The sequence below is a fragment of the Delftia sp. WSY_7 genome (genome assembly GCF_043104845.1).
GTDB classification, from domain to species: Bacteria; Pseudomonadota; Gammaproteobacteria; order Burkholderiales; family Burkholderiaceae_C; genus Comamonas; species Comamonas tsuruhatensis.
In genome coordinates, this window is the sequence record NZ_JBICLB010000021.1 from 204,225 (window position 1) to 229,642 (window position 25,418).

Annotated in this window: 15 protein-coding genes; 7 read left to right on the plus strand and 8 right to left on the minus strand. The window is 62.7% G+C overall.

Going from position 1 to position 25,418, the window contains the following annotated elements:
• Nucleotides 1–9 precede the first annotated feature (9 nt).
• Nucleotides 10–2,277, minus strand: coding sequence for an Ig-like domain-containing protein (locus tag ACF8ME_RS09960; RefSeq protein WP_392416231.1), 2,268 nt, complete (start codon nt 2,275–2,277; stop codon nt 10–12).
• A gap of 567 nt (nt 2,278–2,844) precedes the next feature.
• Between ACF8ME_RS09960 and ACF8ME_RS09965 the strand changes: the two genes are divergently transcribed.
• The 4 genes from ACF8ME_RS09965 to ACF8ME_RS09980 are packed head-to-tail and all read left to right on the plus strand — an operon-like array spanning nt 2,845 to nt 10,197.
• A complete protein-coding gene (locus tag ACF8ME_RS09965) occupies nt 2,845–5,028 on the plus strand; it encodes an ATP-binding protein (RefSeq protein ID WP_392416233.1) in 2,184 nt (727 codons plus the stop codon).
• 4 nt (nt 5,029–5,032) lie between these two features.
• On the plus strand, nt 5,033–6,244 hold the full coding sequence (locus ACF8ME_RS09970; protein WP_392416235.1) for an EAL domain-containing protein: 1,212 nt from the start codon (nt 5,033–5,035) through the stop codon (nt 6,242–6,244).
• 20 nt (nt 6,245–6,264) lie between these two features.
• Nucleotides 6,265–9,525, plus strand: a complete 3,261-nt coding sequence (locus tag ACF8ME_RS09975; protein ID WP_392416236.1) for a response regulator — start codon at nt 6,265–6,267, stop codon at nt 9,523–9,525.
• A gap of 18 nt (nt 9,526–9,543) precedes the next feature.
• A complete protein-coding gene (locus ACF8ME_RS09980; protein WP_034392317.1) occupies nt 9,544–10,197 on the plus strand; it encodes a response regulator transcription factor in 654 nt (217 codons plus the stop codon).
• A gap of 25 nt (nt 10,198–10,222) precedes the next feature.
• Here ACF8ME_RS09980 and ACF8ME_RS09985 read toward each other — a convergent pair whose 3' ends face one another.
• A complete protein-coding gene (locus ACF8ME_RS09985) occupies nt 10,223–10,468 on the minus strand; it encodes a hypothetical protein (protein WP_392416238.1) in 246 nt (81 codons plus the stop codon).
• Nucleotides 10,469–10,840: 372 nt separating this feature from the next.
• Here ACF8ME_RS09985 and ACF8ME_RS09990 point away from each other — a divergent pair, with 372 nt between their 5' ends.
• Nucleotides 10,841–13,000, plus strand: a complete 2,160-nt coding sequence (locus tag ACF8ME_RS09990) for a methyl-accepting chemotaxis protein (protein WP_392416239.1) — start codon at nt 10,841–10,843, stop codon at nt 12,998–13,000.
• A 14-nt stretch (nt 13,001–13,014) separates the two neighbouring features.
• Here the strand turns inward: ACF8ME_RS09990 and ACF8ME_RS09995 are convergent, their stop codons facing one another.
• Nucleotides 13,015–13,971: a Bro-N domain-containing protein gene (locus ACF8ME_RS09995; protein WP_392416241.1), complete on the minus strand. Its 957-nt coding sequence runs from the start codon at nt 13,969–13,971 to the stop codon at nt 13,015–13,017.
• A 731-nt stretch (nt 13,972–14,702) separates the two neighbouring features.
• On the opposite strand from ACF8ME_RS09995, the gene ACF8ME_RS10000 reads away from it, so the two are divergent.
• Entirely contained in the window at nt 14,703–18,662 is a 3,960-nt protein-coding gene (locus tag ACF8ME_RS10000; protein ID WP_392416243.1) for a DUF4365 domain-containing protein, read from the plus strand.
• 380 nt (nt 18,663–19,042) lie between these two features.
• On the opposite strand, the gene ACF8ME_RS10005 is transcribed toward ACF8ME_RS10000, so the two are convergent.
• The 3 genes from ACF8ME_RS10005 to ACF8ME_RS10015 form a co-directional block, all read right to left on the minus strand.
• Nucleotides 19,043–19,972, minus strand: coding sequence for a hypothetical protein (locus ACF8ME_RS10005; protein ID WP_392416244.1), 930 nt, complete (start codon nt 19,970–19,972; stop codon nt 19,043–19,045).
• Between the two features lie 287 nt (nt 19,973–20,259).
• The gene (locus tag ACF8ME_RS10010; RefSeq protein ID WP_392416245.1) at nt 20,260–21,240 is read right to left on the minus strand and encodes a GyrI-like domain-containing protein; all 981 of its coding nucleotides are present in this window, start codon (nt 21,238–21,240) and stop codon (nt 20,260–20,262) included.
• A 91-nt stretch (nt 21,241–21,331) separates the two neighbouring features.
• Nucleotides 21,332–21,655 carry a helix-turn-helix domain-containing protein gene (locus ACF8ME_RS10015; RefSeq protein WP_012204939.1) on the minus strand — a complete coding sequence of 108 codons (324 nt, stop codon included), beginning with the start codon at nt 21,653–21,655 and terminating at the stop codon, nt 21,332–21,334.
• A 150-nt stretch (nt 21,656–21,805) separates the two neighbouring features.
• On the opposite strand from ACF8ME_RS10015, the gene gstA reads away from it, so the two are divergent.
• Nucleotides 21,806–22,438: a glutathione transferase GstA gene (gstA, locus tag ACF8ME_RS10020; protein ID WP_017407562.1), complete on the plus strand. Its 633-nt coding sequence runs from the start codon at nt 21,806–21,808 to the stop codon at nt 22,436–22,438.
• A 126-nt stretch (nt 22,439–22,564) separates the two neighbouring features.
• On the opposite strand, the gene ACF8ME_RS10025 is transcribed toward gstA, so the two are convergent.
• On the minus strand, nt 22,565–23,575 hold the full coding sequence (locus ACF8ME_RS10025; RefSeq protein ID WP_199137592.1) for a hypothetical protein: 1,011 nt from the start codon (nt 23,573–23,575) through the stop codon (nt 22,565–22,567).
• Between the two features lie 89 nt (nt 23,576–23,664).
• Entirely contained in the window at nt 23,665–24,963 is a 1,299-nt protein-coding gene (locus tag ACF8ME_RS10030; RefSeq protein WP_392416247.1) for a hypothetical protein, read from the minus strand.
• Between the last annotated feature and the right edge of the window lie 455 nt (nt 24,964–25,418).

A 25,418-nucleotide genomic window follows, 5' to 3' on the forward strand; every position in this document is an offset into this window, starting at 1 on the left:
GCTGCAGGCTCAGGCCTGCCTTTTCCTCATCCTGCGGCTGGCCAGATAGGCCATGCCGCACAGCAGCGCCAGCATGCCGCCCTTGCCCAGGCCGGGAACGGCCTGGACATTTCCGGGGCCGGCACCGGGCCCTGGGTCCGTGCCCGGACCGGGATCGGTGCCCGGGCCCGGGTCGGGAGGATCGGCAGCGATCACCTCGATGGACACGGCTGCCGGTGCGGCAGCGCTCTGGTGCCCGTCGGATACCGTGAAGGCGAAGGTATCGGGCCCCGAGTAGCCGGCCGCTGGCGTATAGACCAGCGTGCCCGTCTGGGGATCGAAGCCGCTGATGCCGCCATGGGCGGGGCCGGCGGTGATCTCGAAGCGCAGCGGGTCCGACTCGAAGTCCGTGCCAGCGAGGGTGATGGACAGCGCCGTATCCTGCGGCGTCGTGACGGCTTGCGGCAGCGCCACGGGGGCGGCGTTGGCCGCCATCGCGTTGGAAAAGCGCGAGGTGTCGCCGGTGGAAATCCGGGTGGCGGTCGCCGTGACAGCGGCCTGGTCGCCCGGGGGCATGGCGCCCTTGAACGCCAAGGGCGCATGGCCGGATGCATCGGTGGTCACGGTCTGCGAGCCCAGCAGAACCTTGCCGGCGGCGCGCTCCACCAGCCCGTCGGGCAGCCTGGGCGTCGAGAAATACTCGATGCGCATGCTCTCGTTGGCGACGCTGTCCAGCGTGCCGGACAGGCCGTCGGGCGTCACCGTGAGCAGCACCGGATCGGCAGGATCTCCGTTGGCCAGGCTGGTTCGTGCGATGCCTCCCTCGGTATTGCCGTAGATGGCATTGCCGAGCATGGAGACGCCCTTGACTTCGTCCCCCCGCAATCCCACGCCGAACAGCCTGTTGTGCGCAATCACGTTGGCATGTGCCGCGTCGTCACCGCCGACCAGGGTGTCATGGGCCTTCTGGAAAAATGAAACGCCTTCCCCATTGGGCAGGGCGGTTCCCTGGGGACTGACGCCCACGTAGTTGCCCTGCACGAGGTTGTTCTTGCCGGCGCCCTGGAACTGTATGCCGGACGCCTTGCTGCCACCGACGATGTTTCCGCGCACGGTGACCTCGTCCGAATCCTTGATGACGATGCCCCATTGATTGGGCAGCATGGTGCTGGCATCCAGGCTGGTTCCCACGATATTCCCGGCAATCAGGGTATTCGAGTTGCGTGCGGCGTAGTTTCCATTCAATTCAATGGCCGTTTCCTTGTTTCCGGCAACCAGGTTGCCGTCTTCAGGGCCTGTGCCAATGCGGTGTCCGCCTTTCGGCGAAAAGAATACGGCAATGCCTGGCCCATTGTTGGCAATCATGGCCGTGCCGGCTGCATTGGTCCCGACACGGTTGCGGGTCACCAGCGTGTGCGAGCCGGAAATGGAAATCCCGGATGAACCACCGGTTTCCCTGACATTGCCGGAGACGAGGTTGCTGTCGATCAGCGTGCCGGTAAATTCGGATGCCACGCTGATGCCGTTTCCCTGGTTTCCCAGCGCCACGTTGCCGGTGATATCGGTGCCTATGTAATTTCCTTGAATGATGTTTTCTGTACCGACGCCCGGCCAGGAAAGCCATATTCCGGAATTTTCCGCCGCGGAAATGACATTTCGCCCGCCAATATCCAGACTACCGATGCGGTTGCGGTTGCCGGAGTTGACAATAATGTTGCTGCGGTTGCCCATGGCGACCGTTCCCGATGCGTCAACGCCTATATGGCAGCCCAGCACGGTGTTGCCGTCGCCGGTCACCGCCAGGGCGGTGTTGAAGCCGCCTATTGCCAGACCGCGCACCGTGATGGCGCCTGCCAGCTCGAGCCCTGTACCGAACTCGGAGCTACCTGCCTGCAGCGTGATCAGGGGGCGGCGTGGCAAGTGGTCCTCATAGCCGGGTTGCGTGCTGGCGTCCACCGTGAGCGATGTGGCCGGTGCAATGGGCTGCATGAGGCTGCCATTCCAGTTGCTTTGGGTGACGATGGTCTGCTCTCCCCCCGCACCGATGCTGAACTCGATGCGGTTGTCGCCCCCTTTGCTGCGGTTGGCGTTGGCGTAGGTGATGGCGTCGCGCAGGGAGCAGGGTCCCAGGCCGGTGCTGGCGCACGGGCCGCTTGCGTCGGCGGCGCTGTCTACCACGACGGTCCATGCATGGGCCGTGGCGACACAGCCTTGCAAGAGCAACGCCAGGGCGAGCAGGCGCAGCGGCCTGCTTGCCGGCCTGGTAGTGAATCGTCGCCTGTATATCCTCATTGCCATTTTCTACTTTCCCTGAAAGAGGCTGCCGAAACGCATTCTGGATATTGCGCAATACAGGACGTGAAATAGCGCTGGCATTCTGCATGCGCGACGTCTGTGTTCAATATCACAGGGGTGGTCAGAAACGGAGCAGCCTTTGTCGATGAATCAATCCGGCAATGATCTCCAGGGCATCGGAATATTGGTTTAAGAATTTTCTTAAAGTGACAGGAATAATGGCATCTTCAAAGAAATTTGACGATTTTCCGATGGCGGATCGATGCTTGAAATCGCTCTTTGGCGAGGCGGCGTGCAAGAGGTTTCAGCATTAAGAAAATTCTTAGTCCAAATTCGCCCTTTGATTCCTAAGATTCGGCAATGCGCCAGTTTCAAGCTCTCTTGTTTTCTTCCAGATCGATACATCACAGGCTGTGCCTGTCCCTGGCACGGCGTGACTTGATGGCATTTGCACTGGCGATCATGGCCATGCTGGCCTGCGCCGGTCACGGCGGCAGGGACGACGCCGCCCCGGCGACGCCATCGCGCAGCCTCGGTCATGTGCCCGTGCGAGACATTCAGTTGTTTTTCATGGACCGATGTTTCCTGCTGCTGGACGCTGCGGTGGGGGCCACGCACGCAGCCATCCACACGCAAGCCGGTTATGCCTGGCCGTGGCGCGCCAGCGCAGCGCAGGGCCAGCCCGGGCCGCTCCATTCACTGATGCAGGCAGGCCGGGCGCTTCCCGAATCCCTGTTGCTGCGCAAATCCGCGAACCACGCCGGATGGCTTGCAGGCCGCTGGGAGCCCGCGCGGCAGCTGGTCAGGGCCCATGTCTGGCTGCTGCTGGGGTCCGTGTCGCTGGGACTTGCCTTCATGGCTGCACTTGCATGGTGCGTGCGCCGGCTGCGCCGCGGCGTGCCGACTTCGGCCTGGAGCCGGGCAGGCGCCTGCGCCGCCGGTGATGCGCTCTGCCGAAAGCTGCTGGACACGGCCCCTGTGGGCCTGGCGCTGGTGCGGTGCAGCGATCGCAGCCTGCTGCTGTCCAACGGACTGGCGCGGCAGTGGGTGTGCAGTGATTCTTCGTGGTTGGAGCATGCCGTTGCCGAGGGCGCGCAGCAGGACCGGCGCGAGCTGATGCTGGGAGACGGTCGGCTGGTGGAGGTCCGCACCACGCACACCAGCCACGCAGGCGAGCCGGTGGTTTTTTGCCTGGTCAGCGATGTGACGGCGCTCAGGCAGGCCCAGGCAGCGCTGGTCGATGCCAAGCTGCGCGCCGAATCGGCAAGCCAGGCCAAGACGCAGTTTCTGGCCACCATGAGCCACGAAATACGGACGCCGCTCTTTGGCATCCTGGGAACGCTGGAGCTGCTGGCGCTGTCCAGGGCTCCTTCCGAACAGACCCGCTACCTGGGGGCCATGCAGCAGGCGTCGGCCTCCTTGCTGCGCATCGTCAACGACAGCCTGGACCTGTCGGCCATCGAGGCGGGCCGGCTGCAACTGGAGGCCCATGCGTTCTCGGCCACCGAACTGCTCGACAGCGTGGCCGCGGGCCTGCTGTCGCGTGCCGAGCAAAAGGGGCTGCAGCTGTATGCCGTCTCCGATGTGAAAACGCCGCCCCTGCTGGTGGGCGATGCCTTGCGGCTGCGGCAGATCCTGGACAACCTGGTGGGCAATGCCATCAAGTTCACGTTCTCCGGCCATGTGGCCATCCGCCTGCAGGTCATGGGAGAGAGCGAGGAAGGCACCGACCTGCGGTTCCAGGTTCAGGACACGGGCATCGGCATCGAGCCGGAGCAGCAGCCCTTCCTGTTCGACCCGTACTTCCGTGCCCATGCGGCCACGCAGCAGCAGGTCCAGGGCGCGGGCCTGGGTCTGTCCATCTGCCTGCGCCTCAGCCAGGAGATGGGCGGGCGGCTGACGGCCGCCAGCCAGCCGGGACTGGGGACCTGCGTGTCATTCGAGCTGCGCCTGCCGCGCGAGAGCGCGGCAGGCTATGAGGCAGTGCCCAGCCTGTTGCCGCACACCGTCTACGTGGATGGCGCCATTCCGGAAGTCGTGCACAACCTGTGCGCCTGGCTGCGGCATTGGGGCGCCATGGCCCAGCCGTACCGGGAGCAGGTGCAGGGCCCCAATGAACAGGCGGTGCTGGTGCAAGCCTGGCCACGGTCGGTGCGCCGTCCGCAATGGACGGGCAAATGCGTTGTGGCGCTGGCGCCTGGCGAGGTCCCCCGCGAAACCCTGCAGGCCCGTGTGTGGGAAACCAGCGTGCCTGGCGTGCTGGCCGTGGGCCAGGCGCTGGGCATGGCCCAGCAGGGCATTGCGCCGGGCGCGCGCCCTGACCTGTACGCCGCCGTTCCCCAGGTCCACGAGCCGATGGGGCTGAGTGTGCTCATCGTCGAGGACAACCCCATCAACAGAATCATCCTGCGAGAGCAACTGCAGGTGCTGGGCTGCGAGGTCCAGCAGGCCAGCAATGGACAGGACGCGCTGTCCATGCCCGGCCTGCTCGAATTCGACGCCGTTCTCACCGACCTGCACATGCCGCTGCTGGACGGCCTGGCCCTGGCGCGTGCGCTCAGAAAGCGTGGCTACGGCCGCCCGATCGTCGGGCTGACGGCCAATGCCCAGCCGCAGCCGCAGACGCAAACGCAGACGCAGGCGCAAGGGCAGGGCGACGGACTGCCGGCCGGCTTCGACAGCCTGCTGTGCAAGCCATTCACGTTGGCGGTGCTGCGCACCACCCTGAACCACATCAAGCAATGCAGGACCTGATCCCATGCTGTCGACATTCAAAGTACTCATTCTTGACGACCACGCCCTGTGCTGCGAGCACACGCGCAGCCTGCTCATGGAGGCGGGAATCGTGGACACGCACATTGCCTGCAACGCACGCGATGCCCTGCAAATGCTGCGCGATGGCGGATTCCACCTCGTCATCACCGACCTGAAAATGCCCGACATGGACGGCCTGCAGTTCATCAATGAACTGAGCCAGCGCGGCCTGCATCCCATGCTCGTCATATCCAGCTCCTGCTCGCGCCGGTTGATGAACAGTGTCAGTCTCATGGCCAAGGAGTCCGGCTTTTCCGTCGTCGGGATGTTTCAAAAGCCGTTCGGTGCGGACCATGTCCAGGTCCTGGCCAGCCAACTCAGGTCCTTGCGTGCCTACGAGAGGAAAAGCGCTCCAGGCATCAAGGAACGGCCGATTTTCGCCAAGGCACACCTGATCCAGGCGCTGGAGGAGAAAACCATACAGGCCTGGTTCCAGCCCAAGAAATCCCTGCTCACGGGCCACACCGTCGGTGTGGAAGCGCTGGCACGCTGGAACGATCGGCAGTTCGGATTCATGATGCCGGGCTCGTTCATGTCCGCCATCCGGTTCCATGGCCTGGACCATGCCTTGCTGGTGCGGATGATGGAAGACGCCATGGCAGCGCACCTGGCCTGGCGCAGTTCGGGATATGTGATTCCCGTATCCGTCAACCTGCCGATACCGCTGCTGGACGATATCGGCCTGCCGGATGAGTTGCACGACATGGCGGCCCGGTGCGGCATCGCTGCGGAGAACATCACGTTCGAGCTGCTGGAGGACCAGGCCGTCGGCATACCCGCCAACTACTACATGTGCGCGAGCCGCCTGCGGCTCAAAGGCTTCGGCCTGGCCCAGGATGACTACGGGCGGGGTTACAGCTCGATGTACAGCCTCATCTCCACGCCCTTCACCGAATTGAAGATCGACCGGGCCTTCGTGGCCGGAGCCGCGGGTGACGAGGTGCGCACTGCGGCCTTGACATCGTCGGTGCAGCTGGGGCGGCAACTGGGCCTGACGGTGACGGCGGAAGGGGTGGAGACCACCCAGGACCTGGAGTTGCTGCGCAGCATCGGTTGCGATTGCGTGCAGGGATATCTGCTGTCCGCCGCGGTGCCCGCCAGCGAATTTGCCCTTATGCTGGCATGCGAACCCCGACACCAAGGCAACCCCACCTGACCCAAGCACGCAAGGCGTCCATGCCCGACTCCCCGTTCAGCAAGATCACACGCACCACACGCTGGCAGAACCGGGTACTGTTTGGAGTGCTTCCCCTTGCGATCTTCCTCATCGCCGTGCTGCTGTGGGGCTCGGAGAGGATCTTCGAGCAGGAGCAGGGCCGCCTGGCCTTGAACTTCTCCGCCATCGTCGGCTCGCTGGACGAGCAGGAGATCTTTCTTCGGCGGCTCAAGGGCCGCAACGAGTCCTGGAAAGCGCTGCCGGACCAGAGAGTAGCCACCATCGTCGACGTGCCCGCTCCTGCGCAGGCGGACTACCGCATGTTCCGTGGCCGCGAGGCCATCGGCGGCATTCCCTTTTCACTGCAATGCTCTGCGCGCGCGGCCTGCGACACGCTCCCGGACCGGCTTTTCTCGCTGGGCAGCTCCCTGGCCGCAGGCTATTCGTCCTTCTGGGCGGGCTCCTACTTCCCGGCAGCCGCTGCCTTCTTCACCAAGGAGGATGGGGCGATCAGCATCGGCGTGCCAGCCATCGACGTGCCCATCGGCAACGAGAGCGTCACGCAGGAAATGTTCGACAGCACGATTGCCGCCGTCAAGGCGCATCTGCGGGCCAGGGCCGCCGATGCCCGGCCGGGCGCCGGCTCCACGGCGCCGGCGCAGGAGATCGTCTGGTTCCGGTCGCCCCAGTTCCCGGAAAAGATGATCGGCATGGTCGCAGCCGGCTTTTCAAGCCATATCGATGCCGGCGACGAAGCCGCCACAAGCCCGATCTACGCCGCCATCCTTTTCAGCCGCCAGCGCATCAGCGCCATAGAAAGATCCATCCATACGCTGCCCAGGCATCTTTTCTGGCTGGAGCACCGGGATTTCGGCGTGCTCATGGGCACCGGCCCGGTGCCGCAGGTGGACGAGGCGGGGATGCGGTACACGCGCAATGGCCTGATCCTCAAGACCGAGGATGCCTCCGGCCGGTGGACCGGCTACTACCAGGTGGACTACGCCACCTTTTTCCAGGGCCGGCTGTTCGCCCCTTCTGCCGGCCTGGTGCTGGCCCTGCTGCTGAGCCTGCTGGCCGGTATTGCCTATACCCGCTGGTTCAACCGCAAGGTGATTGCGCCTGCCCAGGAAGCGCAGCGGGTCATCGTCGAGAGCAATCAATTCAACAGGACGCTGATCGAAACCGCCCCCGTGGCTGTCTGCCTTGTGGCCTACGGCAGCGGGAAAATCATCTTCAGCAACTCGCTGGTGCAGGAGTGGCTGCACTCGGCCGATGGCTACCTGCGCCCCGGTTCGCCGGAAAACAGGGCAGCGCTGGATGAAATTGTCCACGCCAGGGCCGCAGGAACCATGGAGCAGCTGGTCACCGCGCAGGGCCGAACGCTTTACGTGGCCTACGCGCCCACCCGCTACCTGGGCCAGGATGTGACGCTGTGCGTGTTTGCCGACGTCAGTGCGCGCGCAGAAATCGAGAGCAATCTGGAGCGGGCAAGAATCGCGGCGGACGAGGCCAACGAGGCAAAGTCCACCTTTCTGGCGACCATGAGCCACGAGATCCGCACGCCGCTGTATGGCGCGCTGGGCACGCTGGAGCTGCTGGGCCTGACCGAGCTCACGCAGCTGCAGCGCAAGTATGTGGACCGTATCGAAGCCTCCTCGTCCATCTTGCTGCAGATCATCAGCGACATCCTGGACACCAGCAAGATCGAGGCGGGCCAGCTGCAACTGGAAAAGGCCCCGTTCAATCCCCGGGAGCTGGTGCAAAACTGCACCAGCTCCTATGCCGCCATGGCGCAGCAAAACGGCCTGCTGCTGTTTTCCTGCGTGGACGCGCAGGTGCCCGAGTCGGTGCTGGGCGATGCGGTGCGCATCCGCCAGATCCTGGGCAATCTCATCAGCAATGCCATCAAGTTCACGGAGGCCGGCCATGTGATCGTCCGCCTGCGCAGCGTGCCGGGCACGGCCTCCCAGGTCCGGCTGGTGTTCGAGGTCTGCGACACGGGCGTGGGCATAGAAAAATCCCTGCATGGCGAGCTTTTCACGCCCTTTTATCTCGTCAAGAACAGCAGCCGCACGGCGCGTGGGGCGGGCCTGGGCCTGTCCATCTGCTGGAGCCTGGCCCGGATGATGTCCAGCTCCATCGAGGTCTGGAGCGAGCCCGGCCTGGGCAGCCGGTTCTGGTTCGAGCTGGGGCTGGAGACCGTCGCGCAGGAGGAGGAGGAGGCGCCCGAGCTCAAGGGTGCCCGGATCGCGGTGCGCACTCCCCACCCCGAGCTGACGGACAACATCTGTGCCTGGCTGCAGCGCTGGGGCGGCCAGGCCCGCGCGGCGGGCGCCGCCCCGGTGGCCGCAGACAAGGATGAACTGCTGCTGGACGTCCTGTTGCCGGCGGACAGCCCCGCGCCCGGATGGACCGGGCCGCACCTGAACCTTTCCTCGCCGGACAACCGGGGCATCGATGGGCACAACGTCCTGAGCATCGGCTTGGGCATTGCGCAAGTGCTCGGCGGCGCACAGCGCTCGGCCGGCTCCGGCTCCGATCTGCCCCTGTTCGACCTGCGCGTGCTGGTCGCCGAGGACAATCCCGTCAACCAGGTGACGCTGCGCGGCCAGCTCGAGAGCCTGGGCTGCGAAGTCACGGTCGCCGACGATGGGGAGGAGGCGCTGGCGCTGTGGGACATCAGCCCGCACGATCTGGTGCTGACGGACGTGAACATGCCCTACCTCAACGGCTACGAACTGGCGGAGCGGCTGCGTGCGGAGGGCGTTGCCTGCCCCATCGTCGGCGTGACCGCCAATGCCATGCTGGACGAGGAAAACCGCTGCCTGAATGCCGGCATGAATGCCTGGCTGGTCAAGCCCATCCCGTTGCGCACGCTGGTCCGCACCCTGGAGAAATTCGCGCCGAAAAAGCGGCTCCGTCCGGCGCCTGCCCAGGCCGATACCCCGGTGGGGGACACCCCGCAGCCTGCGGCCCTGTCGGAGCCCAACGTGCTGCAGACGCACAGGCAGGTCTTCGTGCAGTGCATGAACGACGACATCGCAATGCTGGCCCGTGGCCTGGATGAGCGCCGGCCCGACCTGGCCGCGCAGGCGCTGCATCGCATGCGCGGCGCCTTGCTGCTGGCCAGGATGCAGGAGCTTGCCGCGCGCACCCAGTCGCTGGAGGACCAGCTCCCGAACGGTACCCGGGAGCCCGGCCTGCAGGCAGCGCTGTCAGTCCTGCTGGACGACCTCTTGGCCGACCTTCGCGCCATGATGGCGCAATTGCCCCAGCCCTAACCCTTTGCTTGCGATCCCATGAAACTGAAACTGCGCATTGCTGTCGTGGACGACCACGCCGTGGTCCTGCTTGGCGTCAAGGACTTCCTGGAGCAGGACCCCAATCTCCAGGTCGTGGCCACGTTCAGCACGCCATCGTCCTTGATGCAATACGCCAGATCGAACCCGCTGGACGTGGTTCTGACCGACTACTCCATGCCGGGCGACGATGTCTATGGCGATGGCCTGCGCTACGTGGACTATCTGATACGCCACTTCCCGGACATCAAGGTGCTGGTGCTGACGACCGTCTCCAATCCCATGATCATCTCGGCCCTGTATGACGCCGGCGTCGCCGGTGTTCTGCTCAAGGAAGAGCCGCTCACCCAGATCATGGCGGCGCTGCAGTGTGTCCGCCTCAATGCCCGCTACTATTCGCCCTCATTCCAGGCCGACACGCCCAGGCAGGAGCGGTCCGTTTTCCTGGCCGAGCGCGCCAACAGCCTCTCGCCGCGCGAGTTCGAAGTCCTCAGGCATTTCGCCAATGGGGAGTCCATCACCGAAATCGCCGCACGGCTGCGGCGCAGCGTCAAGACCGTCAGCCTCCAGAAGAACTCCGCCATGCGCAAGCTGAACGTGGACAGCAACCAGGACCTGGCGGCCTTCTGCGCCGAGCACCATCTCTTCGACTGACCGGCCTGCGGGCTGCACAAGCCGGTCACCCTTTTAGCCCCTGGCCTTGCGCCTGGCTGCCGTCCTCGGCGTCCCCCTCGCCCAGGCGATAGTACGGTTCGGACGGCATCAGGCGAAACCCCAGAAGTGCCCCGCGCCGGCTTGTCTTCATCGCCAGGGGCGCCTGGCAATGCACGCAGCCATAGTTCACGAAATTGGCATCCTGCTCCAGCGAGTAAAAGCGGAACCTCAGTCCGGGGTGCGGCTTGGACAGGGATGTATTGCTCAGCAATTCGTAGCATGGGTCGCACAGTTTCTGGGTTGTTTTCGGCTGCATTTCTGGAAATAAAACGGATCGATATACCGCTGTCCAGTCTTGCCAGAACCTGCGCAATCCAGGTTAAGACGATTCTTATCGTCGGCTGTCATATCCGTTGCAATGAATGCCGCCGCCGGCGGCAATCCGGCAGTTTCCGCTGCTGTTGCAACACTTGGTTACTTCCTTGACCCATCTCAAATCCCCCAGGCGGCGGCGCCGATACGCTTCGGCCCATGAATCGCCACGGCTTGACTTGGGTCAGCCTGGCCTGGCACGCAGGCATTCCATGCCGATACCGCGTGCGCACACAACAGCGGCGCCCTACGCCGCACAGGAGATGCATCAATGCACATCGGCCAACGTTTCTGGCGCCGCCAAGGGCTGGGCACCAAACTGTCCATCACCAATTTCGTCTGGGTCGCCTCCATCCTGGGCCTGCTGGTCCTGGGCATTGCCTGGGATGTCAGCAAGTCCCTGCAGTCCAGGATGAACAGCGACATGCAGCAGGGCATACGGACGCTGTACAACTTCATCGAGTCCAACGACAAGGAGCTGCGCCAGCGCACCCAGTTCCTGGCCGACAGCCTGGCGCACAGCCTGCAGGGCACGCTCAGCCTGGACACCGGCGGCAGCGAGCCGGTGCTGAGCCTGGACGGCCAGCCGTTCAACGGCAACGATGCGCAGCTGCAGGCTTTCACGCGCAGCACCGGCGCCGTGGCCACCGTGTTCGCGGCCCAGGGGCAGGGCGACTTCGTGCGCATTGCCACCACCCTGAAGAACGACAAGGATGACAAGGGCGGGGCCGTGCTGGGCAGCCGCCTGGACCGCGCCCATCCCGCCTACGCCGCCATCCAGGCCGGCCAAAGCTACATGGGCCTGGCCCACCTGTTCGGCCGCCAGTACATGACGCACTACCGCCCGCTCAAGGACGCGGCGGGCGCCACCGTGGGCATTGCCTTCGTGGGCCAGGACTTCTCGCAACTGCTGGAGCACTTCAAGGACTCCATCCGCGCGCTCAAGGTCGGCCAGACCGGCTACTACTTCGTGCTCAACGCCGAAGACGGGCCCCAGCGCGGCCAGCTGGTGGTGCATCCCGCCATGGAGGGCAAGAACATCAGCGAGTCCAGGGACGGCGACGGCCGCTTCTTCATCCGCGACATGCTGGACCGCAAGCAGGGCAGCATCGCCTATCCCTGGACCAACCCGGGCGAGGAGCAGCCCCGCGACAAGCTGGTCGTCTTCAGCCACTACGCGCCCTGGAACTGGGTCATCGCCACCAGCGCCTACGTGGACGAATTCGTCTCCGAGACCCGCAGCCTGATCCTGCAGTTCGCCCTCATGGGCCTGGGCGCCGTGCTGCTGCTGTCGGCCGCGTGGTTCTGGCTCATCCGCCGCATGATCGTGCGCCCGCTCAAGCAGGCCAGCCACATGGCCTACGCCATTGCCGATGGCGACCTCACCTTGCGCGTGCACAGCGACCGCCATGACGAAATCGGCCACCTGCTGGAAGCCATGAACACCACCAGCACGGGCCTGACCCGCGTGGTCGGCAGCGTGAACGAACAGGCCCACAGCGTGGCCCTGGCCAGCGCGGAAATCGCCCAGGGCAACCAGGACCTGGCCGCCCGCACCGAAAGCGAAGCCAGTGCGCTGGAGCAGACGGCCGCCGCCATGGAAGAGCTGGGCTCCACCGTGGCCCACAACGCGGACCACGCGCAATCGGCCGACCGCATCACGCGCGAGGCCCAGCGCGTCGTCACCGAAGGCGGGCAGGCCGTGCGCAAGGTCGTGCAGACCATGCAGGGCATAGACGCCAGCAGCAAGAAGATTGCCGACATCATCGGCGTCATCGACGGCATTGCCTTCCAGACCAATATCCTCGCCCTCAACGCTGCCGTGGAAGCTGCCCGGGCGGGCGAGCATGGCCGCGGCTTTGCCGTGGTGGCCGAGGAAGTGCGCGCCCTGGCAGGCCGCAGCGCCGAGGCCGCCAAGGAAATCAAGCAGCTCATCAGCCACAGCGTCGCCGAAATCCACACCGGCAACCAGGAGGCCGCGTTTGCCGGGGAAACCATGGAACAGGCCATGGAGGAAATCCGCAAGGTCACCCAGCTCATCTCGGACATCAGCCACGCCAGCGCCGAGCAAAACAGCGGCGTCGCCCAGGTGGCCGAGGCCATCACCCACATCGACCAGACCACGCAGAAGAACGCCGCCCTGGTCGAGGAAATGGCCGGCGCCGCCGCAGGCCTGCGCCACCAGTCCGATCAACTGGTGCGCGTGGTCTCGGTCTTCCGGTTGCAGGGCGGCAGCAATGCCCAGGCACAGGCGGCGCCCCGTGCACCGTCGCTGGCGCCCGGCGCGGCCAAGGCATCTGTGCCCCAAGCCGCCCCGCCTGCCGTTGCCAAGCCTGCCACCCCGGCCGCGTCGGCTGTCTCGGCAAAACCGGCTGCCGCCAAGCCCATCGCCATGGCCTCCACGGCCGATGACGACTGGGACAGTTTCTAGGCGCCGCGCCCGCCTCAGTCGTGCCGCGCCATCAGGTCACGGCGGCGGCGCTCGTAGTAGTGCCGCTGGCACTCGGCCGCCTCCTGCCAGGCCTGCCTGTCGATGGCATCCTGCACATGATCCGGCAACGGCTGGGGCGGCGCAGCCGTTGCCAGCATGGCCTCCATGCCCTCCAGCGGCGCAAAGCCCAGGCAGGGCAGCTCGAACGGCAGCACGGGCTCCTGCGCATTGGCCAGAATGGACCCCAGCGCCCAACGCGCCATGCGGTCAAAGAACCCGTCAGGGTGCCCATGGTTCCAGTAGCGCGCCATCTCGGGCCCCGCAAACCGCATGGCGTCATAGGCATGCCTGGGGTTGTGGCGGGCCAGCTCCACCACCTCGCTGAACCAGATCTCTCCAATCCCGTAGTGCTCATGCCCGCTGTTCACGCGTGGCGGCACAAACCACTGAATGCGCTCCCCCTTCGCATTGCGCCGCGTGAAAGACAGGTCATCGCAGGTGCGGATGCGGCGCAAGACCTTGGGCGCAGGCCCCGGGATCAGACTCTGGGGCGGGTGCTTGGCATCGCGCCTGGGCTTGGTCTTGTACTTGGGTTTGCTGTCTTTGGCCGGGGCATCCTTGGCGCCCAGCACCTCGCGCTGCACCCAGCGCCGGAAGCGCTTGGCTTCAGGTGAGGGGCTGGCCTGGATCAGTGCATGCAAGCCGTCCGCGTTGACGGCCGCCACGGCTTCGCGCCTGGGCTTGCGGCCGGGTTCGCTGGCAAGGCGGACGGTGCAGCGCTGGTCCTCAGCGAGCTTGCCGGTGGCCAGCTTGTGGCGGGAGATTCCCAGGGCGGTGCACACATCCTTGGCCAGGAACCAGGTCACGCCGTTCTTGGAGAACGCGCGGATCGGGATGACGTCGAAGTGGAAGGTTTGGGGGGTGATGTCGTCTACAGGAATACCACGGACGGACGGGGTCTGCGTAGCCATGACTGGCCTCCTATGATTCGTTGGACTACCAACTTCGCCTCCTGTTGAGAGAGGCGGCCGGGTGCTTCAACACGGTCATAGGGCCGCCCGCAGATTTCCCCCGAAGGGTCTTGTATAGCTGCGCGCCACCCGGCCATAAGCAAGCCTTGCCCCGGAGCTCGGGGCAAGACGAAACGTATGGACGAAAAAAAGCCACTGGACTTACGGGAGTGACTTCCGCCTATGAGGTGTGTTGAGCACCGGGAGGGATCGTAGCAGGTGTGGGCATGCGAGAGCTGCCCAAAGCTGTTACGTAGGCGTGCTGGATGGAGGGTGCAGGGACGTGTTGAATGAGGGGCTTTGCAGTGAATTGCGAGGGCAACGTTTAGTTGTTCAAGGCCTGTGCGTCAGCAGTAGGCCATCGCAGGCGGTTGAACGACGGCTTCAGGCTGTGAGCGGTCTGTCGCCGGACGGCAGACTTGATGGGACAGCGCCACAAACCGGAGGTACCCATCAGCGGTCGTTCGTGTCGGCCTGCAATCGACCCGTTGGAGTCGTTCGAGCCGGCCTGACTAACGCCTGCTCTGCAGCGGTTGCTGTCGATTAACATCGCCTGGAATGCTCTCTGTAAGAATCATCTAGCAACAGTTCGGCGAGAGGCTGTGTGCATGAACGACGGCTAAATGAGATTCAGCAGATATACAACAAGCAAAGCACTGAAAAAAACGCTTTCCTCAAAGACAGAAGCCCATATGCCATATGACGAAGGACTGCCGCAGACCGGCGAATCGCAAGATATTGGACAAGACGCACACGACTGTCTGCGTGCAAATCGGCCTAAAGCTTGGCAGCTCACGGAGCTTTCCGGTGACAGTGACTTCGGATTCGATTTTCAAGTTCAAATCAGCGTGAAGCATCAGGTCGTCCATCCATTTCGCATTCAGCTAAAAGGCACACGCTCGCCACAGCGCAGCGTGGACGGGAGTTTCCTCTCCATCAATCTTTCCACCACAACGCTCCGCTATTTCGACAATACAGACGAGCCAGTGCTTCTGGTTCTGTGCGATCTGAGCGTCGATCCCGAGGATCCTCGCGAATGCAAACTCCACTACGTCTGGATTCGCGAGGAACTTAATCGTATCGAGATCGCTTCCATTCCTTTGGACCAGAAGGAGGCTGCGATTCGCGTGCCCACGGAAAATGTCTTGGATCGCACGACGGATCTGGTTGACGAGGTCCGAATGAGACATCGTTTATCGCGAGTCGGGCATGCGCTGGAAACTAGTGTCGCAGGGATGGATCCATCGCTGCTTTCGGAGGATCGAGTCATCATGGTGGAGTCGATCACGAGAAACATTGGCACCCGGAGCATCGTCTTTGCCCAAGCCCTCGCTGAGCCTGCCACCGAGGTTTGGATCAACCCTCCGCGAGGTAGCTTGACTTGGTTGCTCACAGAAGCGAAATCCGCAGTCGCTGTGGGTCATGTTGAAAAATGCGCGGACCTGCTCCATCGGGCTTCAGAGCATTTGGAGCCTTCGTCGGCGATAGAGAAAGCCGAGTACTGGTACCTGACCGGCCGGCTCTGCGGTGTTCGAGGCGACGAAGTTGGTGCTTCGCGCGCGTTCAAGAGTGCCGCTGAGGCGCAGCCGCAGGCCAAGCACTGGGCGGCCTGGGCCGAGACCGAGTTACGCAGGCGGTTCAGAGCCGACCAAGACCAAGACTATTCAGACATACTCGACGCGCTGCCTCTGGACGCGGATCCAGCAGTGCTCGGCATCAAGGTCCGCCTCCTCGCCGCCAGCCGCAAGCGCGAAGAAGCCATGGCGCTACTTGACACGTTCGGAGGGGCTCATAGCCTAGCGGCGCGGGCGGTGGTCGAGACCATTTTCTCGAATCCCGAGCTGGCGCTACAAGCTTGCATCGACGGTATTGCTTTAGAAGAGAAGCGGGATTCGACCAGACTGTTGTTTCTGATCTTGCGAGCGAGAGCGCGGTTCAACCTCGCACTGAGGAGTGCGCGTAGGGGGGGGGCGAGCGCTTGGGACTCGGAGGATGAGGTCCTTCCGTCTTCGGGCCCTATCGGGGTTGATGCGGAGGCACTGCGAGAAGCGTGGACCGACATCGAAGAGGCCGTCTCTGCCTTGGAGGAGATCAGATGGGTGTCAAACGCCGAACTCGTGATCGACATCTGGATAGCGACGGCAAGCATGCTTGGAAAACAGGAGCAGATTCTCGCCCGGGTGTTGGCCGCAGCGCGTCAGAGGTCACAACAAGCTGAGCTGCAATTTGCAGCAGAGACGCTCGCGGCTCAGTGCGGGGACTTCCAGGCTGCCTTGGAGGCAAACGGCCGGCTGCCCGACAGCGAAATGAAAGTCCTTCGCCGCGTTTCTTTTCTGCACCAGTTCGGCAAGCACCGTGACTGCGTGGAGCTAATGGTGGCAAACATCGACACAGTCGGTCGCTCACATCAGCTGTTTGCTCCAACGTTGGTGCTGGCTACCCTGTCGGCCGACGCTATGGCCAGGGATCCCCTTGTCAAAGCTTGGCACGACATATTGCGCCTTGGTAACGCAGAGTACCAAGCATATGCCGCGAACCTAGACTACTTGCTCGCCCGTCGCAGGAACCAGTTGCAACGCGGCGAGGCTCTGACTGATCTTGCCCGCATTGACGAGCGGCTTGGACATCCTAAACCGACTACGTTGCTTCTATTCCAAGAGCTGGACCTAGGTTCTGAATCCCAGGCTAATCAATTTCTGTCAGTGGCAACGCGCGTGCGCTCGACGAGCCGCCTGTCCCCAAGAATCGCTGTGAAGATTGGAGCTGCCTTGGCCACCGTGGGGCGGTGGAGCGATTTACTCGCCTTGTGCGAGGAAGCCTGCCGAGAGTTTGAGGTCACAGGGCGGATTAGAGCGTTCCAAGCGTTAGCGCTCGACCAGGTGGGCCGGTCCAACGAGGCGAGGGCCATTCTGGAGAGAATGCTCGAAGGTGGTATTGAAGATGAATTCGCATTAAACACCTATGTGAATATTATGGTTCGCTGGGGATTTACTGAGAAGGCAAAAGCAGCAGTTGAGTTGATATTGGAGCAGGCTCACTCGACGGGACAACGCATCGAGTGTGTGCGTATGCTATATATCCTAGAGCAAAATGCGAACCCCACTAGCCCTCAGCTCGTCGACCTTGCGTTTCGCATGGGCTCGCTAACCTCCAGCGAGGACGAGCGTGAGGAGGGCGTGTTTCTGACCATGGTCATCGCTGCCACAAGCTTCGATTCGGCGGTGCTGAGCGATGCTCGGAGGGGTGAGTTCCAGACGCGCGCGAACGCCTTTTTCGAACGGTTCCCCCAATCGAGAATTCTTCGCCAAGTGCAGCTCCCGACCGAGGCCGGGGCCGAGGAGATGCTGCGCGCAATGAAGTCGGCAATTGGAATTTCGGAAGAGCGCGAGCAAAAACGTGCACTGCTCGAAGCTCAACTCCAAAGCGGAGAATTATCCTTGCCTTTCGCGTGGCGTCCGCGCTTCGCGCTTGCAAATGTGCAGGATGTCGCGCATCTTTGGGAACTGGCCAAGCGGTCAACAGCAGATGAAAGGATGTTCCACCTGAGCATGATCCACGGGCAGTGGGAGCAGCGGCGTGCTGAGGTCTTCCGTTCAAGAACGCCTCTGTTTGATCTACTCACTCTCTTCGTGCTAGAGGACCTCGAACTACTCGACAAGATCTTCGAATTCTTCCCCAAGATCGCGGTCTCACAAGCGATCTTAGGCGAGCTGATGAACATGTCGCATCCGTTCTCTGGAAGCATCTTTCGCAAGCGATGCATCGATTTGCAAGATCGGCTCCGCCCGCACCTTGCACAGATTCTTCAACCCCGTGAGGCTTCCTCAGAGGATGAACTGCACGTGCCCGGCTCATCGCGCGAACTGAAGAGCCTTGCGCGTACTGGCGACTACATCCTCTACTCCGACGATGCAATGCTGAGAATTTGGATCTTGGAGGACGAGTTTGCCACTGACGGAATGTGCACGTTGGACTTGCTTTGTGGATTGGAGGAAGCGGGCCTGCTGACTATGGAAGAGGTAGCAATCAAGCTAGCTCGACTCTGCGACTGGCGAGTAGGTATGCAGATCCAGTTAAAGCATCAGCTTGCGCTCATTCCGGAAGCGGTGTATGTTGCGCCTCGCGTTTTGGAGGCCTCCAAGTTGCTTCGCGGCATTGAATCATTCATGTCGCTGGCCCGAGGGATGTGGGGGCCGCCCAGGGACTTCACAGGAGTACTCAATCACGTTGGAGCCGTTGTCCGACTGTTGGTTCAGGATCCCAACGTGCCAGAAGTCGCCATTGGTGCCTTTGTCGTGGTCTGGATCGATCACGTAATTGCGCGGCCCGATATGTCACTACCCGTGCTTCAACTGGCGGCGCTCATCGTTGTGGATGTTGTGGTGGCTGAGAAGCTACCAATACAGGCGGCCAGCCGGCTTTGGAAAATCTACTTCGGCGTAGTCGAGACGGTGCACGGCGCGCTGGACCAGAATACTTATTTCACTGCGCTCGCCAGTGTCGCGCAAAATGCGGGGGCTTTGGATAAAAGGATTGCCGAGGAGGGAATCACTACCCATTCAACAATCGGCAAGCGGCTAATGATGGGTCTTGAATTGAATTCCGATGAGTGGGTGGCTTTCGCCGCAGCTTACATCCACGGGCGCAAATGAAGTATCCGTCTCGCAGGGGGAAATGGCTGTTTTATCAGGTCTCGGTTCAATCGTCGAACCGATAGCATTCTTAGAAGCTTGAGCTTTGGCTGGAGACGTCGGTCGTCGATGACCGCTGATGGGAGAGCATGCGACCCTTTCGATACGGAGGCGGCTTTTGGGCTGCTGCCGGTCGGACACTCTCATAGTAGCCGGCTCCGCAGCGGATGCCGCAGTCGATGCCGGCTCTCATAGTTCTCGGCCTCGTTCGACCCGTAGGTGGCGCAGAAGGACGAGCTGACAGTGGGAAGGGCGGCGCCGGCCACAGCGCGAAGCCCACGGTGTCAACGCCAAGGAACTCCGAGTCCCCGCGCCTTCAGAACTTGAGGCCTCCTCATCCGTCAGTCGTCCGCGTCTTCCTTGGCATCATCAGAGCCCTCTCTCAGAAACTCGTACATATGGTCGAATAGTTCGTCGCTCGATTCTTCGTACCGAACCTGGAGGTCGTAGTAGAGTGCGCGGATGGCAGAGAAATCTTCGAGCCTGACGCGTCGCGAGTAGGGCTCTGCGTAGGTCTCGAGGTCCGAGTCTGAAGAACGGTCGAGACAGGTCGCGATTGAGCCATCGCCAAATCGCTCCTCGAGCGCCAGCATGCGAGCGTCGTTCTCGAAAAAATCCTCTGGCAATACGTCAGACGAATTTTCAAGAGCCCAGCAGATGCACCCAAGAACGAAGTACAGCTGCTTCGGCTGGTAGCTGGCAGCGTTGGCTCGCGCTTGCTTGCGCACGTAGTCTTCTTCGCTCAGATGGCGGTCGACCACAGCAGCGATGGTGGTCTCCGGCATGCGCAGAAATGCGAGAATTTCCCTTGGCCCTATCACTCGAACTTGCTTCAGCTTGGTGAACTCGTTCGTGATACCCGCGATGCGTTTGGCGTGTTTTGTGGCGTCCCCACACAACAGGATGTAGTAACGCTCGAGGCCGCTCTGGTAGGAAGTGGTTGTATCGACAAACCCGGCCTTCAGTTTCTGAGCAAGCAGGTTGTCACGGTCCTCAAGCTCGGCGTGTGACTTGATTTGGAGAACGAAAAACTTCTCCGGCTCATCCTCTTTCTCCGTCCCTTTCAGAAGCACATCCACGCCGTTGTCACGTGGACCCTGCGTCATATACGAGATGTGCTGATATTTGTCGAACGCGCTCAGCAGCACGTCAATCTTGTCCAGCACCGTCCGGCAAATGTCGTCATGAGACAGCGCAGCAAACTCCGCAGTCTCGGACGACTTGACTTTGTGATACCGGAGCAGTTCTTCGAGGAGGGACGCGGGCTTCATGACGCCTATCGTAACCGCTGGCTATACGAGGTATAACATCGGAGGCCGGCGAGAGCTGCAACCCAATCAGGCGACACAAACGGCTCAGATCAGCCTGTAGTCGTCTTCCGGAGGGCGAAAGCTGGCGTCCGCTCTTGCCCAATCGCGGCCTCCCGTGCACGACCTTCCATCGGCCGCAACCGCAGCAAAGCCGACACCTGACGGCTAAGGCCGAACGACTGCAGCGGGTAGCGGGTTCAACCGGCCAACCCAACACATTCGTCAAACCTCAACCGGCTTGAGTCGCTTTACAGCGCCCGCACCGGAATGCAGATGTCGCAGCAGAACTCGCCGGTGTCGGCATCCATTGCGGTGGCCGCAGAAAACATCTCAAAGCAAGGCCGGTCGTCGCATTGCATTCCGCTGGACGGCATCCATTCGCGCGTCAGCCACATCCAGGCGTTGGCCAAGCCCTCGGGTTTTCCTTTGAACCTTGCCACGGCGTAGCGGCCGCCCGGCAGGGATTGGGTGTCCACCTGGCCGCTGGCGACGAAATGCGCGGGGACTTCCACGCAGGCGTCATAGCGGCATTTGTTGGCGGGTGTGAGAGAGGGGTCGTCATAGCCTATGCCGTAGCACGTTTGATCGCTGAGGCCATTGGAGTGCATCCACGGCGCAATGGTGCCTCGCCAGAATTGGCCTATGGCTGGCCCATAGGGGCCGATCAAGCGCTGATAGGCGACATGTGCTTTGGGTAGATCAATGATGCGTACGTCCATGGCGATTTCTTCCTTCAGGTGACAAGAGCCCTGAGGTTCGCCGAACGCGCGCGGGTCTTCCTGATGGAGATTGCCGACGACCTGATCAGGATTGCTCTGCTGGCTGCCTGGCGGCTGCCCGATGGCGGCCGCCTGGGTTTTCAGCCGCTCAAGCGTGGTGGAGCGCCAGGCCGATGGCGTGCAGCCAAACTTGAGTTTGAAGGCGCGCGCAAATGCTTCGCCCGATTGGAAGCCGGTGGCCAGCGCGGTTTCAAGCACGGTTTCCTTGCTGCCGCAGGACAGCCGGAACGCCGCTTTCTCGAGCCGTCGGCGCTGCGCATAGCTGCCCAGCGTTTCTCCCATCCACGCCGCGAAAATTCTGTGAAAGTGGAAGCGCGAGAAATTGGCGATGTCGGCCAGATGTGCGCCATCCAGAGGCTGATCCAGGTGGGCATCGATGTAGTTGAGCACGCGATTGATCCGTCGCGCGTACTCGGCGCGGGATGCCTGCTCGGAAGGCTTGTTCGTCATGGTCGTTGTTCTGGAAATCACCGTGCATGCGGCGATGGGGCCTGCCTGTCAGCAGGGGGCGGATGGAGACAACCAGCCGGCGCAGCTCTCGTCAGGCCGGCGCCTTGCCTTTCACCCACAACCCAAACTCCTTCATCACTTCCACCACGGGCTTGAGCCGCTCCCCATCGGGCGTCAGCTCGTACTCCACCTTGATCGGCGCCGTGGGGTAGACCGTGCGCTTGACCAGGCCCGCTTCCTCCAGCGCGCGAAGGTCCAGGGTGAGGGAGCGTTGGGAGATGCCGGGCATGTCGCGGCGCAGGTCGTTGAAGCGCCGGGGGCCGTCGATGAGGTAGGAGGCGATGAGCAGCCTCCAACGGCCGCCCAGCAGGCGCATGGCTTCTTCCACGGAGCAGCCGGAGATGTTGGATTTCATAGCACATTCATCATAGGCAGGCGGCAGGTATATTTTTTTAACCTATGGGCAGTTTTATTGCCTTCTTCCAGATTTATCCCTGGTGCATGACATTGGCCAGGGGCTGTGCCTGAACGCACAGGCCCCTTGTTCCATCACCAGAGAAATTCCATGAAGCTGTATTACCTGCCGGGCGCCTGTTCGCTGGCGCCGCACATTGTCCTGAACGAGCTGGGGCTTGATTTCCAACTGGTCCGGGTGGACCACAAGACCCACCAGACGGAAGACGGCAGGGACTTCCGTGCGCTCAGCCCGTTCGGCTATGTCCCCCTGCTGGAATTGAACGACGGCAGCCTGCTGCGGGAAGGGCCTGCCGTCCTGCAGTACCTGGCGGACCTGGGGCCTGCGTCGCTTCTGGCGCCGGCCCATGGCAGCCTGGAGCGCTATCGCCTGCTGGAGTGGCTGGCCTTTCTGAATTCGGAGATCCACAAGGGCTTCATCCCGCTGCTGTATGCGGTGGCGGCGGGAAAGTACGGCGTGGAGACGGCCAAGCCCAAGCTGGAGCAGCGGTATGCCTGGGTGGACGCGCAACTGGCCGGCAAGCGCTACCTGATGGGCGATGGCTTCACCGTGGCCGATGCCTATCTGTTCGCGCTCACGCAGTGGGGGCAGGCGCCGTGGCTGGAGTCGGTCTACAAGACGAGCATCCGCTTTGATGGCCTGGAGCATCTTGCAGGCTGGTATGCGCGGATGCGGGAGCGGCCTGCCGTGCGCCAGGCGCTGCAGGCGGAAGGTTTGCGATAGGGCCGGTGGCCGCCACGCATGCGGCCACCACGCACTTTGCTGCGTCATGGCAAGCAGCCTGCGCCTTGCGACCTTGAGGATGCCCAACGCCAATCGTCGGACGTGACCGGACGTGGACGTGACGGATCACGCCAAGGTTTCAAGGCTCACGGCCACGATGACGGGGGCAGGATCGGTGTTCACGAGGCGCAAGGCCTGGTTTGGCTGTCCGTCTCCGCGTGCGCGCTGAACCGTCACACCCATGGCCTGCACGGTGTCAGCCTCATCCAGCGTCTGGCGCAGCGAGGCGGGGATCGGCGCTGCGGCAGTGAAGTCGAAGCGGGGTTTCAACGCGACGTAGAAAGTTGACACACGGCACGCCATCAGGCCGCCAGGCCCGAAGAATACGCCTGCATCCGGCACCAGGCCGCGACCCAGCGCCACCATCGAGGCGTCGTACCAGCTGCCGGGGTAGATCGGCACTTGGTCCCAGCATTCAGAGGTGATCGTGACCGTCTCCAGCGAAGCTGCGGGTAGCGCAAGGACGCGGCCGGAAGCGTCCAGGGCCTGCAAAGACGCCGGAGCCTGCGGCCCTGCGCCGGATGTGTCGTTGAGATTCAAGCGCAAGGTGCCGGGGTTTGCGATCGTGCCGACAGCCACTGCTGCACTCCACTCCGACGAACTCTTGGGCAGTGTCCAGATCGGTTTCCACTGGAGGTAGCCGGTCTCGTACACCTTGGTCCATCCCACCGGAGTGGGCGAGTATGCAGGTTCGCCCGCAGGCGTTGCCATCTTCTGCATGGCGCCTGCAAGCATCGACTGATAGGGAAATTTGCAGGCTTCGAGTACCTGCAGAAAGGTCTTGTATCCCTGCGAAAAGCTGCGCCCCGACGCTTGGTACAGCGCGCCATTGGCAGCGGACTGGGGCACCGTATCTGCAAAGAGAAACTGCGCGTCGGCCATGGTGCCGGTCACTGGATCCGGCCAGTTCCACGCGGTCACCGGCATCAGCATCTGCCCCCGCACCAGCGGCGCCGAAATGGATGCCGAGCGCTTGAACACCATGCCGGTTTTCGGCCCGCTCGATACGCTTGGGGCCCTTGGGGGCGGAGGCACCAGATCAGCCAGGCCGCCGAGGAACTGATGGATCACGTTCATGAACGCTGTCTCCGGTTGACGGGGGTGGGCGGGGTGGGCGGGGTGGGCAGGACCGGCCGCGGCGTCCCGCCCACCCGCTGGTCTTCAGGTCAGTGGATGCCCGGGAAGTCGACGATCACGCCGATGATTTGCGGGTTCACCGAGGTGCTGCTTCCCTTGAAGGTATTGGCCTGTGCGGTGCTCTTGGTGTACTCGGACTGGTGACCGCCCGTGCCACCGAAGGTGAAGGGTCCGATGCGCACACCCGCGCTGGCCTCGAAGGCCTGCTTGTTCTGCTGATAGGTGTTGGCGCTCATCGTGATCTCGAACGAAGGCTTGTAGACGACCAGCAGCTCGGACACCCGTGCCGCGACGATGCCGTTCGGGCCGAACAGGGAGCTCGATCCCGGGCCGCCGTTGGCCACCCACGGGGCGACGATGGTGTAGCCCTGGCCGCCCGGCCCCTGCTGGGCCTTGGCCAGTTCGCTCATGAAGCCGCCCGGGTACCAGTCGCCCGGATTCACCTTCACGCGCGTGGAGGACTCGCAGCTGATCTTCACTGCCGAGCTCGAGTCCTGGTTGAACAGGTCGGACTTGCTCCAGCCGCCCGATGCGTTGACGCTCCAGAAGAAGTTGCCAACGCTGGTCGAGCCCTTGGCAAACGAGGACTTGAAGTCGCTGCTCGATTGCGAAGATTTCATCGCGATCGAGAACGCGCCTGCGCTGCCGTTGCTGAGCGATGCGCGCCAGTCCGCGCCGTTCGTGTCGATGTGGAAGTCCGGCTGCCAGCGCAGGATGCCCGCGCCATCCGGCACCTTGGTCCAGCCTGCCGGTGCGTTGTTTGAGGCAGGGTCGCCCGACGGAATCTGCATCATGTCGATGGCGCGCTGCAGATCGCTGGGCATGCTGGCCCGCTCCAGCTCCATCTTCATCTTGATCGCCTGGTTGTAGGCGTTGGTGGCCGCCTGGATGGCGGCAACGTAGGCAGCAGCCTCCGGCGCGTTGTTGAGCCAGGTGTTGATGTCAGGGTAGCGGGCTGCGAATATCAAGCCGCCGTTCTGCTTTGAACTCAGGTAGAACTGGTTCATGTCGCTGTTGGCCTTGGCCATCGCATTGCTTTTCTGGACGCACAGGTTGGCCAGCTCCGCCTGATTGGCCTGCTGCTCGGGGCTGACCTTGAATGTCACGTGACCAAAGATCTGGCGGACGGCGTCGAAGAGCGTCGCATCGAGGCTGCCGTACTGGCCGATCGCGGACCACTGCGGCATGCCGCTGACGACCTGATAGGCCGCCGCGTCCCATTGCCCGGTTGGAGCCGTGCCCCAGCTGAAGTCCTTGGGGGTGCCAAGCAACTGGAAATTCGGGGTGCCGAGATTATCGACAAGGGCGTTGTACAACTGGCTGAACATGGCTTGATCTGACATGGCGTGCAATTCCTGAAATTGAATGGATAGGGAGCGGCATGAGGTTTGAAGTCATGAACGCTTTTCTTTGCCAATGAGAATGATTACCCGGTATTGGGACTAAGGCATGGGGTGCTTGGGAGAAATCGCAGGGGGTGACCGCGAAGAATGATTCATGGCGGGATACTCCTTTGAGTTGCGTGCAAGGATCCGACACGTGGGTGCCGGGAAGATGCCTCGACGGATGCGGACCGTAGAGACGAAGAAACAAAAAGGCGAAGAGACTAAAAGGCGAAGAGATATGAGCCTCTGCAGTTGTTCAAGGCTCGCGCCGATATTCCATGTCAACCGCGCAAACCTCAAATGCAATGGTGCCTGCTGAAGCCGCCATAAGGAGATTGCTCACCCTCCGGTTGATCCAAAGTCGCGAAAGTCAATGTCCGAGATTCGTTGTGCTCATC

Coding starts and splice junctions, on each gene's coding strand:
- ACF8ME_RS09960 (WP_392416231.1), bottom strand. CDS start 2,277: ATGGCAATGAGGATATACAGGCGACGATTCACTACCAGGCCGGCAAGC.
- ACF8ME_RS09965 (WP_392416233.1), top strand. CDS start 2,845: ATGGACCGATGTTTCCTGCTGCTGGACGCTGCGGTGGGGGCCACGCAC.
- ACF8ME_RS09970 (WP_392416235.1), top strand. CDS start 5,033: ATGCTGTCGACATTCAAAGTACTCATTCTTGACGACCACGCCCTGTGC.
- ACF8ME_RS09975 (WP_392416236.1), top strand. CDS start 6,265: ATGCCCGACTCCCCGTTCAGCAAGATCACACGCACCACACGCTGGCAG.
- ACF8ME_RS09980 (WP_034392317.1), top strand. CDS start 9,544: ATGAAACTGAAACTGCGCATTGCTGTCGTGGACGACCACGCCGTGGTC.
- ACF8ME_RS09990 (WP_392416239.1), top strand. CDS start 10,841: ATGCACATCGGCCAACGTTTCTGGCGCCGCCAAGGGCTGGGCACCAAA.
- ACF8ME_RS09995 (WP_392416241.1), bottom strand. CDS start 13,971: ATGGCTACGCAGACCCCGTCCGTCCGTGGTATTCCTGTAGACGACATC.
- ACF8ME_RS10000 (WP_392416243.1), top strand. CDS start 14,703: ATGCCATATGACGAAGGACTGCCGCAGACCGGCGAATCGCAAGATATT.
- ACF8ME_RS10005 (WP_392416244.1), bottom strand. CDS start 19,972: ATGAAGCCCGCGTCCCTCCTCGAAGAACTGCTCCGGTATCACAAAGTC.
- ACF8ME_RS10010 (WP_392416245.1), bottom strand. CDS start 21,240: ATGACGAACAAGCCTTCCGAGCAGGCATCCCGCGCCGAGTACGCGCGA.
- ACF8ME_RS10015 (WP_012204939.1), bottom strand. CDS start 21,655: ATGAAATCCAACATCTCCGGCTGCTCCGTGGAAGAAGCCATGCGCCTG.
- gstA (WP_017407562.1), top strand. CDS start 21,806: ATGAAGCTGTATTACCTGCCGGGCGCCTGTTCGCTGGCGCCGCACATT.
- ACF8ME_RS10025 (WP_199137592.1), bottom strand. CDS start 23,575: ATGAACGTGATCCATCAGTTCCTCGGCGGCCTGGCTGATCTGGTGCCT.
- ACF8ME_RS10030 (WP_392416247.1), bottom strand. CDS start 24,963: ATGTTCAGCCAGTTGTACAACGCCCTTGTCGATAATCTCGGCACCCCG.